Origin of the sequence: Ensifer sp. Root31, assembly GCF_001424825.1 — a bacterium.
Classification (GTDB): Bacteria; Pseudomonadota; Alphaproteobacteria; order Rhizobiales; family Rhizobiaceae; genus Ensifer; species Ensifer canadensis.
On sequence record NZ_LMCO01000003.1, the window covers coordinates 139,983 to 156,487 of the forward strand.

13 protein-coding genes are annotated in these 16,505 nt (G+C 61.0%); 6 read left to right on the plus strand and 7 right to left on the minus strand.

Features of this window, described 5'->3' with window-relative positions:
* Window positions 1–79: 79 nt before the first annotated feature.
* Together cysE and ASD00_RS04710 are read right to left on the minus strand one after the other, a co-directional pair.
* Window positions 80–907: a serine O-acetyltransferase gene (gene cysE, locus ASD00_RS04705; protein ID WP_025426807.1), complete on the minus strand. Its 828-nt coding sequence runs from the start codon at window positions 905–907 to the stop codon at window positions 80–82.
* Window positions 908–1,007: 100 nt separating this feature from the next.
* Window positions 1,008–1,793, minus strand: coding sequence for an alpha/beta hydrolase (locus ASD00_RS04710; protein ID WP_025426806.1), 786 nt, complete (start codon window positions 1,791–1,793; stop codon window positions 1,008–1,010).
* A 179-nt stretch (window positions 1,794–1,972) separates the two neighbouring features.
* On the opposite strand from ASD00_RS04710, the gene ASD00_RS04715 reads away from it, so the two are divergent.
* Window positions 1,973–2,218, plus strand: coding sequence for a zinc-finger domain-containing protein (locus tag ASD00_RS04715; protein WP_025426805.1), 246 nt, complete (start codon window positions 1,973–1,975; stop codon window positions 2,216–2,218).
* Between the two features lie 11 nt (window positions 2,219–2,229).
* Window positions 2,230–3,396, plus strand: coding sequence for an FAD-dependent monooxygenase (locus ASD00_RS04720; RefSeq protein WP_057205070.1), 1,167 nt, complete (start codon window positions 2,230–2,232; stop codon window positions 3,394–3,396).
* A 6-nt stretch (window positions 3,397–3,402) separates the two neighbouring features.
* Here the strand turns inward: ASD00_RS04720 and ASD00_RS04725 are convergent, their stop codons facing one another.
* On the minus strand, window positions 3,403–4,593 hold the full coding sequence (locus tag ASD00_RS04725; protein ID WP_025426803.1) for a cystathionine beta-lyase: 1,191 nt from the start codon (window positions 4,591–4,593) through the stop codon (window positions 3,403–3,405).
* Between the two features lie 340 nt (window positions 4,594–4,933).
* On the opposite strand from ASD00_RS04725, the gene ASD00_RS04730 reads away from it, so the two are divergent.
* The 4 genes from ASD00_RS04730 (at window position 4,934) to ASD00_RS04745 (ending at window position 9,199) form a co-directional block, all read left to right on the plus strand.
* Entirely contained in the window at window positions 4,934–5,959 is a 1,026-nt protein-coding gene (locus ASD00_RS04730) for an amino acid ABC transporter substrate-binding protein (protein WP_025426802.1), read from the plus strand.
* Between the two features lie 93 nt (window positions 5,960–6,052).
* On the plus strand, window positions 6,053–7,246 hold the full coding sequence (locus ASD00_RS04735) for an amino acid ABC transporter permease (protein WP_025426801.1): 1,194 nt from the start codon (window positions 6,053–6,055) through the stop codon (window positions 7,244–7,246).
* Window positions 7,247–7,250: 4 nt separating this feature from the next.
* Window positions 7,251–8,408: an amino acid ABC transporter permease gene (locus ASD00_RS04740; RefSeq protein ID WP_025426800.1), complete on the plus strand. Its 1,158-nt coding sequence runs from the start codon at window positions 7,251–7,253 to the stop codon at window positions 8,406–8,408.
* A 14-nt stretch (window positions 8,409–8,422) separates the two neighbouring features.
* A complete protein-coding gene (locus ASD00_RS04745; RefSeq protein WP_025426799.1) occupies window positions 8,423–9,199 on the plus strand; it encodes an amino acid ABC transporter ATP-binding protein in 777 nt (258 codons plus the stop codon).
* 77 nt (window positions 9,200–9,276) lie between these two features.
* Here the strand turns inward: ASD00_RS04745 and ASD00_RS04750 are convergent, their stop codons facing one another.
* The 4 genes from ASD00_RS04750 to ASD00_RS04765 are packed head-to-tail and all read right to left on the minus strand — an operon-like array spanning window position 9,277 to window position 16,491.
* The gene (locus ASD00_RS04750) at window positions 9,277–10,797 is read right to left on the minus strand and encodes a caspase family protein (protein ID WP_025426798.1); all 1,521 of its coding nucleotides are present in this window, start codon (window positions 10,795–10,797) and stop codon (window positions 9,277–9,279) included.
* Window positions 10,794–12,347: a caspase family protein gene (locus ASD00_RS04755; RefSeq protein ID WP_025426797.1), complete on the minus strand. Its 1,554-nt coding sequence runs from the start codon at window positions 12,345–12,347 to the stop codon at window positions 10,794–10,796. The genes ASD00_RS04750 and ASD00_RS04755 overlap by 4 nt, the downstream gene beginning before the upstream one ends.
* 3 nt (window positions 12,348–12,350) lie before the next feature.
* A complete protein-coding gene (locus ASD00_RS04760; RefSeq protein WP_158071682.1) occupies window positions 12,351–13,241 on the minus strand; it encodes an OmpA family protein in 891 nt (296 codons plus the stop codon).
* Between the two features lie 22 nt (window positions 13,242–13,263).
* Window positions 13,264–16,491, minus strand: a complete 3,228-nt coding sequence (locus ASD00_RS04765; RefSeq protein ID WP_057205076.1) for a c-type cytochrome — start codon at window positions 16,489–16,491, stop codon at window positions 13,264–13,266.
* Between the last annotated feature and the right edge of the window lie 14 nt (window positions 16,492–16,505).

Consider the following 16,505-nt stretch of genomic DNA (forward strand, 5'->3'; position numbering starts at 1 on the left):
TTGATGTGCGGCGCTTCTCGCACGCTGCATTGGCGGGTGTAAACCCCTCGAAAGCAGCTACGCACCGGTTCCCGATGGTTCAAATTTCGAAGCTGCTCAGGATCTGGTCCATCTGGCGCGACGGTTCGGAACACCCGGCTTCGCCGACGACCTTGGCGGGAACGCCCGCAACCGTCGTTTTCGGCGGCACCGGTTTGAGGACGACCGAGCCGGCAGCAATGCGCGAGCAGTGGCCGATGTGGATATTGCCGAGGATCTTGGCGCCTGCACCGATCAGCACGCCGTCGGCGATCTTCGGATGACGGTCGCTGCCTTCCTTGCCGGTGCCGCCAAGCGTGACCCCATGCAGGATTGAAACGTTGTCGCCGATGACAGCGGTTTCGCCGACCACCAGCCCGGTGGCGTGATCGAGGAAGATACCGCGGCCGATCCGGGCAGCCGGATTGATGTCGGTCTGGTAGACGCTGGATGCCCTGCTCTGCAGATAGAACGCGAAATCCCGGCGCCCGCGCTTCAGGAGCCAATGGGCGAGACGGTGCGTCTGGATCGCGTGAAAGCCTTTGAAGTAAAGCACGGGCTCAAGGAAGCGGGTGCAGGCCGGGTCTCGATCGTAGACGGCCTGGATGTCGACGCGCAGGATCGCGCCCCATTCCGGCCAATCCTCCAGCATTTCGGCAAATGTCTGCCGCAGCAGGTTCGCCTGCAGATCGGGATGATCGAGGCGCTCGCAGATACGGTAGATGACGCTTTCTTCCAGCGAATGCTGGTTGACGACCGTCGAATAGAGGAACGCTGCCAGCATCGGATCCTGCTCGGCGGCAAGACGGGCCTCCTCGCGCAGGCTGCTCCAGATCGGGTCCATCAACTTGAGGGATTCCGTCTGACGAAGTTCGGTCGTCGCGACCATCGTCGCACTCCTTCTTAATCGGTCGATGCCTTCAATATAGGGGAAATCCGGCAGGACATAAATGGCCGGGCCACAGTTCGACCAGAGGTCGTAGACACACCTAAGCTCGCCCCACCTCTTCGAGAAATTCGAGTACCGCCTTCTTGAACACCCGATCACCGACCGCAAGCATATGGTCCCTGCCCGGAATATCAAGCGCACAGGCATTCGGCATCAGGTCTGCAAGTTCCTGCGGCGAGCCGGCGATATCGTCCGTTGTGCCGACGCCGATCAAGGTCGGAGCGTCGATGCGGCCCATATCCTCGGCGGTCAGAAGGTCACGCGACGTCGATATGCAGGCGGCCAGTGCCTGACGATCGCTCTTGGTCTGGTCGGCAAACGCGCGGAACATGCGGCCGCGTGCATGCGTCACCACATCGAGCGACGGCGCAACCAGCGCGTCGGCGATCGGGTCCCAATCGCCGACCCCGGTGACCATGCCCATACCGAGGCCACCGAACACCAGAGAGCGCACGCGGTCGGGATGGGCAAGCGCCAGGAATGCGGAGATGCGCGCGCCCATCGAATAGCCCATCACATGCGCCTCTGCGATGCCGAGATGCCCGAGCAGTGCGACCGCATCGCCGGCCATCTGCTGGGGATGGTAGAGGGCTGGATCGTATGGCTTGCTACTTTTGCCATGGCCACGGTTGTCGAACGCGATTACCCGGTAACCGGCATCGCCAAGCGTCTTCAGCCAGCCGGGAAAAACCCAGTTGACGTTGGCGCTCGAAGCAAAGCCGTGAACGAGCAGGATCGGCGCACCGGAAGGATCGCCCTCGTCGAAGAAGGCGATATCCAGCCCTTCATGCGTGAAGTGCGAAAATGGCGGCGGATTGAGATCCATCATTCTGGTCCTTGAGGCGGCATCGGTTTGGCGCAACCTAATTTGTCGTCCCGTAGAGGGGAACCCCGGCCCGGCAAAAACCACAGGTGCGGCGTGTTTGCCGCTACACTTTTGCAACAAAGCTCACTATGGTGCCGGCAAATTCGACCCTCAAAGACTTGCATACATCGGAGCATGACATGGCCGGCCACAGCATCCCCCATTTCCAGAATGACGGCGGACATCAGGCAATCGAGATCGGCGTCAAGGAATTCATGTGCACCGGCGCGTCCGTTCCCTACGACCACCCGCACATCTTCATCGACATGGGCGACGACAATGAAAAGGTCTGCTCCTACTGCTCGACGCTCTATCGCTACAATCCGAAGCTGAAGGCGACCGAAACCAACCCGCCGGGCTGTCTCTTCACCTTCCAGGCGACCTGATACCCGCGCGGATGTCAACCGCGGTCGCGATCGTCGGTGCCGGCATCGGCGGGCTCACGGCGGCCCTGTGCCTCGCGCATCGCGGCTTCGACGTCGACATTATCGAACAGGCGGCCGTTCTGACCGAAGTCGGCGCCGGGCTTCAGCTTTCCCCGAATGCATCGCGCATCCTCAGCGAACTCGGCTTGCTCGACGCGCTCGAATCCGTCTGGACCGAGCCGGATGCGATCACGCTCGTCGATGGAAAGTCGCTTCGCGCGCTTGCACGCGTTCCCTCGGGGCGTTTTGCCCGTGACCGCTGGAGCGCGCCCTACGGCGTGTTACACCGGGCAAGCCTTCAACGAATCCTGATTGCCGCCGTGACGGCCGAGCCGCGCTGCCGTCTCCACCTGGGACACCGCATCGAAGGCGAGGCCGAACAGGCGATTGCCTCCACTACCGGGCGGACGCCGGCGCTGATCATCGGTGCCGATGGCATCTGGTCGCGCCTGCGCAATGCGATTGCGGGTGCTGGCACCGTCCAGTTTTCGGGCAATGTCGCCTGGCGCTTGACGGTCACGCGCGCTGCCGCCGACAACCTTCTGCAGCCGGATCGCGTTACCGCCTTTCTTGGCGCACGGGCGCATCTTGTCGCCTATCCCCTGCGAGAAATTGGCGGCTTCAACCTGGTTGCGATCATCGAAGGCAAGGAAACCGACGGCGTCTGGGTCGGCAAGGATTCCGAAGTCAGGCGTCGCGACTACCTTGACGCCTTCTCAACCTGGAACAACGGCCTGCAAACATTGCTGAAAAACGCCGACGCGCCGACCTATTGGCCACTTTGCACAGTGACTGACGGCGCTTGGCAGGATGGACGAAAGATCGTTCTGATCGGGGACGCTGCCCATGCGATGACGCCGTTTGCGGCGCAAGGCGCTGCCATGGCGATCGAAGATGCAGACGCACTTGCAGCCTGCCTCAGCAGCGCAAACGACATCAGCGAAGCGCTGAGGGCCTTCGAGGCCACACGCCGGCCACGCATCGCCCAAGTGCGCCGCCGCGCCGCTTTCAACCGCTTCGCCTACCACGCCCGCGGCCCGTTCCGGCTCGGGCGAGATATCGTCCTGTCGATGAAGGGTCCGGAAGCGCTCGCAGCCGATTTCGATTGGCTCTACGGCTACGGCGCTCCCGAACGCTAAAAACGGTCAGACTGCCCTTGCTGCGGCAAGTCCCGCCTCGATATCCCGGCGAATATCGGCAACATCCTCAAGACCGATCTGCAGGCGAAGGACCGGCCCCTCGGTCGGCGCCAACGCCACCTTTCGATCCGACAGGCCAACGTGAAGCGCCAGACTTTCGAAGCCGCCCCAGGAATATCCAAGGCCGAACAGCGACAGCGCATCGAGGAACGCGTGCGCCTTCGCCTTGAAGCGCTCGGGGCTTTCAGCTTTCAGCACGAAGGAAAAGATGCCGCTCGCCCCGGTAAAATCGCGCTTCCAGAGGTCGTGGCCGGGGAAGCTCGGAAGCGCCGGATGCAGAACGCGGGCAACCTCATCACGGCCTTCCAGCCACGTGGCGAGCGACAGCGCGCTTTCCTGGTGCCGCTCGAGGCGGATGCCCATGGTGCGCAGCCCGCGCAGGATCTGGTAGCTGTCATCCGGAGACACGCAGACGCCGAGCGTGACCATGGCTTCCGTCAGCGCCGGCCAATGGGCGGCGTTGGCGGAGACCGTGCCGAGCAGCACGTCGGAATGGCCTGAGGGATATTTGGTGGAAGCATGGATCGACACGTCGACGCCATGGTCGAGCGGTTTGAAATAGACCGGTGTCGCCCAGGTGTTGTCCATGGTGACAACGCAGCCGTGGCGGTGCGCGACGTCGGCTATCGCCCGGATATCCTGCATCTCGAACGTATTGGAGCCTGGCGCCTCCGTATGAACCAGGCGCGTGTTCGGGCGAACCAGGCTTTCGATCGCAGCGCCAATCATCGGGTCGTAATATTCGACGGTAACGCCGAGACGCTTCAGCATCGTGTCGCAGAAATGCCGGGTCGGGAAATAGACCGAATCGACGATGAGCGCATGGTCGCCGGACGAGAGATAGGCGAGGAACGGCACGGTGACGGCAGCAAGGCCCGAGGGAACGAGGATCGTGCCTGCAGCTCCCTCGAGCTCGTTGATCGCGTCACAGAGCGCATCCGTCGTCGGTGTGCCACGGGTGCCGTAGGTGTATTTCTGCTCGCGCGTCTCCATCGCCCTGGCGTTCGGGAACAGCACCGTGGACGCGTGAACGACCGGTGGATTGACGAAACCGAAATAGTCGGAAGGTTTGTTTCCGGTATGGGCCAGTCGGGTGTTGATACCCATCTTGCCATTCACATTGCCGCTGTCTGCCATTGAATATTCCGATGTTGAAAAACCGATCCGGAACTCTTCGAACGCCCTACAACCGCGGTCAAGTGGCAAAATCCGACAAAGGCGCTTTGCGACCGAAAGCAGCAGCCATTGACGAATTTTCGCCCAGCAATTGCCCGTTCTCTGCAAAACCTGCCTAAACTTCTGGCTTATTTCAGGTTTTTTACTCGCAAGTTCAGAAAATCGGCGACGTCTCTTGACCCTCATTGATTTTGAGCATGAGATAGATTGCACTCGCGCCATGAGGGTGGCGGAGGCTGCACGCGCAGGGAGACGCGCTGGTGCAGACGGGAACGAACGACAACAGAAAAAGGTTCTAAAAATGGCAAGAAGAATTCTGACAGCCCTCGTTGGCGCTGCTGTCATGGGGATTGGCGCACATGCGGCTTCGGCTGCGACACTCGATGACGTGAAGGCCAAGGGCTTTGTCCAATGCGGCGTGAATACCGGCCTCGCCGGCTTCGCTGCCCCGGACGCTTCGGGCAACTGGAGCGGATTCGACATTGATTATTGCAAGGCGATCGCTGCCGCGATCTTCGCGGATGGCTCCAAGGTAAAATACACACCCACTTCGGCCAAGGAACGTTTCCCGGCCCTGCAGTCCGGTGAAGTCGACGTGCTTGCCCGTAACACCACGTGGACGATCAACCGCGACACCGCTCTCGGCTTCAACTTCCGCCCGGTCAACTATTACGACGGCCAGGGCTTCATGGTCCGCAAGGGCCTGAACGTTAAGTCGGCCCTCGAACTCTCCGGCGCCGCCGTCTGCGTACAGACCGGCACCACCACCGAGCTCAACCTTGCCGACTATTTCAAGTCCAACAACCTGCAGTACAACCCGGTCGTCTTCGAAAAGCTCGACGAAGTGAACGCGGCCTATGACGCCGGTCGTTGCGACGTCTACACCACCGACCAGTCGGGCCTCTATTCGCTGCGCCTGACGCTTTCCAAGCCCGACGATCACATGATCCTGCCGGAAATCATCTCGAAGGAGCCGCTTGGTCCGGCCGTCCGCCAGGGTGACGACCAGTGGTTCGATATCGTCAGCTGGGTTCACTACGCGCTGATCCAGGCCGAAGAGTTCGGCGTCACGCAGGCAAACGTCGAAGAAATGAAGAAGTCCACCAACCCGGACGTTCAGCGCTTCCTCGGCGTCGAAGCTGACAGCAAGATCGGCACCGACCTCGGCCTCACCAACGAATGGGCCGTCAACGTCATCAAGGCAGTCGGCAACTACGGCGAAGTCTTCGACCGTAACATTGGCGCCGGCAGCCCGCTGAAGATCGAACGCGGCCTCAACGCGCTGTGGAGCAAGGGCGGAATTCAGTACGCTCCTCCGGTCCGTTAAGACGGCCCGACACGAAAGGGGGAAGCGGCACGCCGCTTCCCCATCCCAACGATAAAAACACCCAAAAGGGTGACAAGGGGAAAGAGGCATTGCATGGCGATTGGCGTCACAACTACGCCTGAGAAGAGCAAACCTTCGGGCTCGTTCATCAACGACCCGCAAGTGCGCGGGATATTTTACCAGGTCATAACCGTCGTTATCCTCGTTGCCGTCGTCTATTGGATAGCGGACAACACGATCGAAAACCTCAAGCGTGCGAACATCGCGTCCGGCTACGGCTTCCTCAAGGGGCGTGCCGGTTTCGACGTCGGACAGTCCTTGATCGCCTATACCAGCGATTCCACCTACGGGCGCGCGCTCGTCGTCGGTTTCGTCAATACGCTGCTGGTTGCCGTGACCGGCATCATCACCGCAACGATCATCGGCTTCATTGTCGGCATCGGGCGGCTCTCGCACAATTGGCTGATCGCGAAACTGTCACTCGCCTATGTCGAAGTGTTCCGCAACATCCCGCCGCTGCTGGTCATCTTCTTCTGGTACAGCGGCGTTCTGGCCGTGCTTCCGCAACCGCGGGAATCGGCAGCGCTGCCGCTCAACATCTTCCTCAACAACCGCGGCATTGCCTTTCCGAAGCCGGTCTTCGGCGACGGCTCGCAGTATGTCTTCTACGCGTTCGTGATCGCCGTCATCGCCAGCTTCTTCGTGGCCCGCTATGCGCGCATCAAGCAGGAAGCAACCGGACAGCGCCTCCCGGTTCTGTGGATAGTGCTAGGCCTCGTCGTCGGCCTCCCGCTCCTTGTCTTCCTTGCAACGGGTTCGCCGATCACCTTCGACGTGCCGGTCGCCGGCAAGTTCAACCTCACCGGCGGCTCGGTCATCGGACCGGAGTTCCTGTCGCTGTTCCTGGCGCTTTCCTTCTATACCGCAGCCTTTATCGCCGAAATCGTTCGGGCAGGTATCCGTGGCGTGTCAACGGGACAGACCGAGGCAGCCCACGCGCTGGGCGTCCGGCCCGGTCTCACGACCCGCCTCGTCGTCGTGCCGCAGGCGATGCGGATCATCATTCCGCCACTCACCAGCCAGTATCTCAACCTGACCAAGAACTCGTCGCTGGCGATCGCCATCGGCTACGCAGACTTGGTTGCCGTCGGCGGAACGATCCTCAACCAGACTGGTCAAGCGGTCGAGATCGTGTCGATCTGGATCATCGTCTACCTGTCGTTGAGCCTGTCGACGTCCTTGCTGATGAACTGGTTCAATGCCCGCATGGCCCTGGTGGAAAGGTAAGATCATGAACACGCACCAGGGAAATTTCGTCCGCACTTCGATGATCGAGGCTGCACCCGCTCCCATACTGACGGGCGGCCTTGCCTACTGGCTTCGCAAGAACCTCTTTGCGACGCCGAAGGATTCGATTCTTACGATCATAAGCCTGCTCGTGCTCGCCTGGCTCGTACCGCCGGCAGTGCAATGGCTCTTCATCGATGCCGCCTGGACGGGCGGCGGGCGTGGGGTCTGCGCCACCGTCGCACAGGGCGGCTCGCAGCCGGACGGCTGGAGCGGCGCGTGCTGGGCCTTCGTCAATGCCAAGTTCGACCAATTCCTCTTCGGGCGTTACCCGATCGAGGAGCGCTGGCGGCCGGCCCTCATCGGCATCCTGTTCATCCTGTTCCTGACGCCGATGCTGATCCCGAAGGTCCCCTACAAGAACATTAATGCGATCCTGCTTCTCGTCGTGCTACCGATCCTGTCGCTTATCCTTTTGCCAGGCGGTTGGTTTGGTCTGACCTTCGTCGAAACCCCACTGTGGGGCGGCCTGATGGTGACGCTGGTGCTGTCGTTCGTCGGCATCGCGGTATCGCTGCCCCTAGGCATCCTGCTTGCGCTTGGCCGAAAATCGACCATGCCGGTGATCAAGATGCTGTGCACGTTCTTCATCGAAGTTGTGCGCGGCATCCCGCTCATCACCGTTCTGTTCATGGCCAGTGTCATGCTGCCGCTGTTCCTGCCGCAGGGTGTGACCTTCGACAAGTTCCTGCGCGCGCTGATCGGCGTGTCGTTCTTCGCCTCCGCCTATATGGCCGAGGTGGTGCGCGGCGGTCTGCAGGCGATCGGCAAGGGGCAGTATGAGGGTGCCGATTCGCTCGGCCTCAGCTACTGGCAGAAGATGAACCTCATCGTGCTGCCGCAGGCGCTGAAGCTGGTGATCCCCGGCATCGTCAACACCTTCATCGGACTGTTCAAGGATACGTCGCTGGTTTCGATCATCGGCATGTTCGATCTGCTCGGCATCGTCCGGCTGAACTTCTCGGATGCCAACTGGGCCTCGGCGGTCACGCCGATCTCCGGGCTAATTTTCGCAGGCTTCATATTCTGGCTTTTCTGCTTTGGTATGTCGCGCTATTCAGGCTTCATGGAACGTGTGCTCGACACGGCCCATAAACGATAAAAGGGGGGAACCGCATGGCAAATACAGCCACTGCTTCCAAGATGACCGTATCCGCGACCGACGTTGCGGTCGAAATCAACGGAATGAACAAATGGTACGGGGACTTCCACGTTCTCCGTGACATCAACCTGAAGGTCATGAAGGGCGAGCGTATCGTCATCGCCGGCCCGTCGGGCTCCGGCAAATCGACGATGATCCGCTGCATCAACCGACTGGAAGAGCACCAGAAGGGCAAGATCGTCGTCGACGGCATCGAGCTCACCAACGACCTGAAGAAGATCGATGAAGTGCGCCGCGAAGTCGGCATGGTGTTCCAGCACTTCAACCTGTTCCCGCACCTGACTATCCTGGAAAACTGCACGCTTGCACCGATCTGGGTTCGCAAGATGCCGAAGAAGCAGGCCGAAGAAATCGCGATGCACTTCCTGAAGCGCGTCAAGATCCCAGAGCAGGCCCTCAAATATCCAGGCCAGCTTTCGGGCGGTCAGCAGCAGCGCGTGGCGATCGCCCGCTCGCTGTGCATGAAGCCAAAAATCCTGCTGTTTGATGAGCCCACTTCGGCGCTCGACCCGGAAATGGTCAAGGAAGTGCTCGATACGATGGTCGGCCTTGCTGAAGAAGGCATGACCATGCTGTGCGTGACCCACGAAATGGGCTTTGCCCGCCAGGTCGCCAACCGCGTGATCTTCATGGACCAGGGCCAGATCGTCGAACAGAACTCGCCTGCCGAGTTCTTCGACAATCCGCAGCATGAGCGCACCAAGCTCTTCCTCAGCCAGATCCTGCACTAGGCATCCGAGCTAGACTTCAAACAGAAAGCCCGCCTTTCCGGCGGGCTTTTTTGCTATCTGGCCGTCGTGAAATGCGGTCACTCGACGTGATAGCGCAGCATACCGACCGACCAGCGGATGCCGCGCTTATCCAGGTCCTCGGTCCAGGTCTTCTGCAACCGCGAGACTATTTCGCTCAAGGTCTCGCGCGCGCGGAGCTCGACCTTGAGTCCCCGTGCCTTCGGCGCGACCGCCGCCAGATCAACGGGATCGTTGACCACCAGGGCAACGAACGCACTCTCACCTTCGCCCGATGCTTCGAAGTCGAAGCCGTAATATTCGTCCGGCAGTGTCAAAGGCACGTTGGCGCTGAGTGGGGTAATCTTCTGCGCGAACTCGTTGGGAAAGATCTGGGTTGCTGCGCCCTCTGCATTGACGTCGAGCAGGATGAGGCTCCCGGCAATCTTGCTTGCGACCGTCAGCTTGAACACGTCACCGGCCTTCATCGACGTTGGCCTGTCGATGCCGAGGGTCACGTCACCAGCGTCGGCCTTGCCGACGATATCGCCGACCGCATCGATTGCATTCGCATCCTGATAGCTTACCTGGCCGGTACTGCTGCCGGTAACGGGCTGATACCGAGCCTTCGCATCCGCACGCGCCTGTACCGGCACTATGGCACTGGCACCGAGGTTCTGCGCCTTCGTCTCCAGTTGCGGGTCGAGGGTCTCGCATTTTTTCTGCGAGGCGCAGTAAGCGGCAGATTGCACCGTGACATATTCGAAAAGCTCGGCGTTGCTGGTCAGGCCATTGGCGTTCGCGTCCGCCGCCGCCCCCATCTGCCCGGCGACATAGGCCGCGGTGAAGACACCGTGACGGCTTTCGACGGGCAGCCGCACATCGTCCCAGGCCACCTGATAGGGCGCGCTTGCGCTCCAGGCAACGGTACCGCTTTCGTTGACGTGGGCCGGCTTGTCGACGACGCCGAGATCGATCCGCAGCCCGCGCGTCAGTGCCTGCTCCACCGGTTTCGCCACGGGGCGCGGTAGGAAACGCGCGCCGTCGATGCCTGCGGACACATCGTTGGAGAGCGACCGCGAGATCGTGCCAGAGTGACAGGCGTCGATCACCAGGGTCACCGCCCTGCCCTTCAAGCGTTCGAGGATGGCATCGAGCTCGTCATCAGTGATGGCGCCATCCCAATCCTTGTTCTTGGCGACCAGATCGAATGGCGCCAGCGCCTCATCCATGCCGTCGTCCTCGTCGTCATCGAGATCCGTCACCTGAAGACCGTGACCCGAATAATAGAGATAGGCCCGGTCACCGGGCTGCGTGCCCGCGACCAGCCATTCTTCGATCGACGACAGGATGGCCGCGCCCGTCGCCTGCTCATCCTTCAGTACTCGGATCGCGGAACGATCGAAGCCGAGTGTGCCTGTCAGCAATCCTTCCATGGCAACGAGGTCGTTTTTCGGGCCGTGCAGGAACAGCTTCGGCGGCAGGTTCTGATAGTTTCCTATCCCGATGAGCAAGGCCCGGTCCGCAGCCAAGACAGGCGAACAGGTCCCCAGCGCCATGAGCGGCAGCAGGAAACGCCAGACACCGATGTCCGCGGTCATTGCCCGCGCTCCCGCGTGTAGAGCGGTTGGATAGCGACGGCACTGTCGGTGCCGTCCAGCCGCTCTTCCAGAAGGCGCAGAAACTCGGATGCCTCGACGCCTGGGCTGGATAAAGCAGCAACCACCGCATCGATCGGGGCGTTTGTCGAGACGACCACAAGATGATCGGCGCCAAAAGGTTTGACCACCTCCAGGTCCCTGAGCTTGAACACATGGCTTCCGGAGCCCGAGACCTGGGCATCGAGAAGCTGGACTTCCCCGGTATTAGCCAGATTGAACACCAGCATGTTCGCGTATCCGGACTGCGGAGCGTCGAAGTTCAGGCGGTCGCCTGATGAATAGATGTCCTTGACCGGCGTCAGCGAGACTTTGCCCGGGTTCTGCGCGGCAAGCACCTTCAGGAAATCAAGAAGGATGAATTTATCGACCACACCCTGCACCATGTCGGCAGCGACATGTTCGCCGGCAACGTCGCCGTTCGGCGTGTAGAATGTGCCGCTCGTGGCATCCCATCGATAGGGAACACCGCTGCCACCGACATTTTCAAGCGTCGGCGCTGTGCCGTTGACGCTGAGCGCCAGCGTTCCTGTCCAACCCATGTCTCGGGCGGGCTTCAGCTTTGACGACCGGCCTGTTGCTGCTGCACCATTGCCGTCTGCCAGCGCCGCACTTCTCGGCAGCGACAGGACGATCTCCCTGTCCGATCGCGGCACCTGTGGTGTGAAGTTCGGCACCTGCAGCGCCTCGGACTGGAGCTTGACGTTGGAGAAGACGTAATCCTCGAGTTCGACCCGCGAAATCAGCCCGTCGCCATCGCGATCGGCGGCCCCCTCAAGCGCGCGGGCGAAACTCCAACTGAGCGCGCCGCGCGGCTCGCCTTCAATCACCACCTCCGGTGTCAGCTGGCTCTCAAGCGATGCGGCAAGGATAGTCACCTGCGACAGGTCCGCATCCTTCACCGCCGCGCCGGAAACCGCCTCTTGCGACGGCGGCGGCAACTGCGCCCGCACCGTCGGTGCGAGCCGCGTCTTGCCGGAGATCGATCGGTTCATGCCGCCGGAATAACAGCTGTCGGAGACAAACAGCACCTGGACACCCTTGGCCTCAGCTTCCGCGAACCAGGCATTGAGTTCATTGTCGACGATGATCTCCTTTGCCGTCTCCTCGGCCCGGCTACGATCGAATCCCGGCAACTCCAGAAACTCATCAAGTCCATCCGGCTCGCTGCCGGCGACAAGTTCCGGCATCTGGGCGCCGTGACCGGCATAAGTGAAGATGATCATGTCGCCTTTTGTCGCGGCACCGACAAGTTCCAGCCAGCCGGCGCGGATCGCGTCCTTCGTCGCCTTTTCGTTGATGAATTCGCGGATGGTGCCGACGTCCGCCGTCTTCAGTGCCTGGGCAACGTCGCGCGCATCCTTGACCGCGCCATCGAGGCTGACCTCATGCGGATAGACGTCGACGCCGACGACAAGCGCCGACGTGGCCGCCAGCGCCGGCAGACCCGCTAGACTAAAGAAAGCGCACGAAATCAGAGCCTTGCGCAGCACAGCCTATTTCTCCACATCAACTTCGACGCGGCGATCCAACTGATGTAGCATCGCTTCGTCGTAGGCACCCGGATCATCCGGTTTGAACGGCTCCTCCTCGCCCTTGCCAATCGTCGTCCAGGTGCCCTTGTAGCCAGCACCGACAAGATAGTTGGCAAGCGCCTCGGCCCTTGCCAACGACAGTTTCAGGTTCGCCTCAGCGCTGCCGATCGGATCAGTATGGCCGATCAAGGTAATTGCATCCGCCTTTGCCGATTTCAGGCACTCGAACAAATCCTTTGCCGACTGCAACCCTTCAGGCGTGAACTCGGCTGTTCCGAAGACATAGCGAACCGGCGTCGCCTTCTTTCTGATCGAGACACCGCGATAGGAGAACTTGCAGGCGCCGCGCATCGCAAGCTTCACCGGCTTGATTGCTGCAAGCCGCATCTCGGAGGCGAGCCGATCGAGGCGCAGAATGTAAGCCTTGTCCGGCGCCATCCACTCGGGCGTCAGTTCCTCGTTGGCCGCATCCTCAAGTGCCTGCTGGTAATAGGTTGCCGCACGTTCATAGTTCTTTCGCTCCCGGTCGATGTCGCCGAGCGCGTCGAGGATCTGCCAAGGCCCACCGACGTCGCTCAGCACAGCTTCAAGCTCACCCTCGAAAGTATCGAGCCTGGCACCGGCCCCGACTGCGTTGGCGATGCGATTGAACGTTGCTAGCGCCGCTACACGCCGGGTAAGCGCTGCCTCGGTACTCGAACATGCATTCGTGCGCTCCGGCGCGGCCGCTGCCCGCGCCCCGACCTCGTCGCCCCTGTTGAGAGCCTCCGAGGTTTTCACTAACGCGTCGCAGGCGCGCGCCGGGTAAGCGAGCGGCAAAAGCATTGCGGATGCGACGATCAACCCTTTCATCAATTCATCCATCGCGCATCCGCTATTCTCTAATCTCGAAAGTTACCATCTGCACGCTGCTGGCGCCGTTGTCGGCCTGCGCCTTCTTCGCGAGATTGACCGCCAATCCGCGCGTCGGCGGCAACTTCGATTGGACGACGAATGCGCGCGCTTTCTCCACCGTGAGCCTTTGATCGGCCAGACCGCCAACCCGGCAGAAGGCCAGCATGGTTTCGGCGGGCGCTGCCGTATCGAAGGTCAGCGTGCCGGTTCCCGGCTGCGGGATCAGCCTGCTTTCGCCGGGCTGCAGCGTCGTGTGGCCGATCATCTCATCTGGGATGATTTCGACATTGCCGTTTTCCTCGACATAGAGGATCTGCAGTTCGCAGGCCTGATTGACGCTGAGTTCGAACGACAGCTGGTCACCGACCTTGGCCGTCGTCGTCGGCACCTTCAAGGCAAGCTCAAGCTTGGTGCCGCCAGCCTTCTCCTGCTTGCGATAGTCAGGCGCGGCTGCGGCTACGGATTGCGGTTTTTCCTCCGACTGCTGCTCGGTGCCGGCAACGACGATCGTGCTGGTATCGAGCGGGCGCCGCTGGGCGAGCGGCTCCAGCAACAGGGCATATTGCTGTTCGACCTCGTTGCGCGGAACAGTCCCGCCAGCTTCGAGCGTCGTGACCCAATCAAGCCCGAGACGCAGGACATCTACTTCCGCTACTCGCTTGATCGCCTCAGAAAACTGCTGCGGCGTCATGTCGAACTCCGCCGCCAGAGCATCGAAGTCGAGCTCATCTTCATACTTGTCGGCAAAGTAGGTGACGATCTCGGCGTCGCCGGGTGCGTGCTTGCTCTGAAGCCCGCCATCCGGCGTCGGTTCGGTTACGTCGAGTTTTTGCAGAGCCTCGACGAAGCGTTCGCGGTCCTTGCGGTAGGCCTCGTCCAGCTCCTCCTGCTTCACGTACATGGCCAACAGCACGCCCTGCTGGTCCTTGCTGAACAGCGTCGACGTGGCGATATGCTCGCGCAACTGATCACGTTTCGACAGAATGCCATCGGCGTGGCAATCGAAGCAGGAGCGGGCATTGACGATCTCCACGCCCTTGCCGATCGGCCGGTCACGGAACGAAACGATGGTCGTCGGCCCGACATCGAGCTGTTTTCCTGCCGCGGTCGACAGATAATAACCCTGCATGCCGTTGGGCAGTGAAAAGATCATCTCGCCACCGTCGTGCTCGAACGGCACAAGGCCGGCATCGAGCGCACCCAACTCCTTGGGTCCATGCGGAAAACGCTTGAGCACCTGTTTGCCGACATCGCCGGCGAAATCGTAGGATTTCCAATAGTAGCCGCCAAACGGCATGTCGTGACGCTCGAGCATGCGATTGTGGTCCGATACGCCGGACGAACCGTCAGCAAAGCCGGCACGCAGAACGTTACGCCGCCTTATGTTGTCGTCGACATCGATCTTGAAGCGCGTTTCCAGCTCGCGAATATGCGTCGGCAGCTTCATCAGTCTGTTATAGACCTCCGGCCGGGCGCCATTGCTCATGAACCAGTCGATCCGCATGATCGGCAGTTGCGTATGCGTCTCGGTGGAAAGCGCCTGAAGCGACGCATCGCTCGTCGGATCAACGCCGTAGAAATAGCGCTTGATCAGGAAATCGTAATCAGCGTTATCCCACTGCAGCTCGCGCAGATCGACCCGGACGAGCAGACCATTGGTGCCGTCCACCTCCGCCGGCACCACCAGCTTCGGGCCATAGGACAAGGAATTCAGCAGCTTCTTGAAGCCACCGGCCAGCACGTCCATGCGCTTCATGAACGTGGCGTCGTCTTCGCAACCCATCATGCCGTTATACTGGTCACGGTAGGAGAAATAGCGCATGTGCTGACGATCAAGCGCACTGACCTTGGAAATGTCCTTGAGCGCCGCCTCGACGAACTGGTCATGGGACAGCATCGGGCGCGATCGGGCGGGTTTGGTGGCTGCCGTCTGCGGCAGGTTCTTTTCGCTGAGCGAATTGATCCAGTCCTCGAGCACCTTGACCTCTTCGTCCGTCGGGCGCTTGCCAAGCGGCATGCGGCCGCTGGTGACCGAGGTGAAGAGGCGCGATTTCGCAGCATTGCCCGGCGTGACGAAATTGGCATCGGCGGCGATCGATGTCAGCTCACCGGCGGGGTAGCTGCCTTGAGAGCTTTCACCCGGCCCATGGCAGTTGCGGCAATACTTGCCGATGAAGGCATCGGCCTGTTGGGCGACTTCGGCATTGTCGCCGGTCAGCGCCGTCGAGGCCGTGGTCTCCTTGCACACTGCCGTCACAGACTGCGCCACCGGCGCCGGTGCTTTCACCTCGCGATCGGACAGGAACGCGTAGATCGCGCGACGATCGTCGTCGCTGAGTATCGAAAGTCCCTTGGCGATCCGTCGCATGACCGGGTCGCTGATCGGTGCGCCCGAAAGCTTCTTGCCTTCGTCTATAAGGCCCGTGGTAAACACTTCCGGCGCAGTGAGCCCCGCCATCTTCGCCTTGCCGATATCCGGTGCGACCGCACCGGTCAGCCCCTTCTCGCCGTGAAAAGCTCTTTCCAGGTCGAGCCCATAAGTCGTCGTGCGCGGCGTGTGACAGTCGCCACAGCCACCGACATTTTCGACCAGGTAACGGCCACGCTCCATCTGCGACGCTTCGCGCGGCTGGTAGGCTTGAACTGTGAAATTGCTGCGTTTCCAGAGAGTTATGGTCGTTTGCCGACTAAAAGGAAAAGCGATCTCATGTTCCTTCGAGACGGCGTCTGATTGCGGCAAGGTCTCGACGTAAGCCTTGATATCGAGCACGTCCTCCGGCTTCATACCGCCATAGGATGTGTAGGGCATGACCGGGTAGAGATTGTTGCCGTCACGATCAAGCCCGACCATGACAGCGTTGAGGAACTGGGCGTTGCTCCAGCCACCGATGCCGTTGGCATGGGGCGAAATGTTCGGCGCGTAGAAAGTGCCGATCGCCGTGTTCATCTCCATGCCGCCGGACAGCAGTCCAGTTTCGTCGCCCGACCCGTGGCAGGCGCCACAACCAGCGGCGTTGAACATGTACTTGCCGTTCTCGACATTCGCCTTGTAGGTCGAGAAGGCGTCCTCGGCGAAAGCGTCGCGCACCGATGCGACGCCGGGACAGAGCATGGCGGCCAGCAGACCGGCGGCCAGAGCCAGTGCGTGCCTATTGCGGATGCCGGCACCTGACGAGACGTTCGCTCGCATTTCACGCAGACTGCGCATGGCCGTACTCCCTT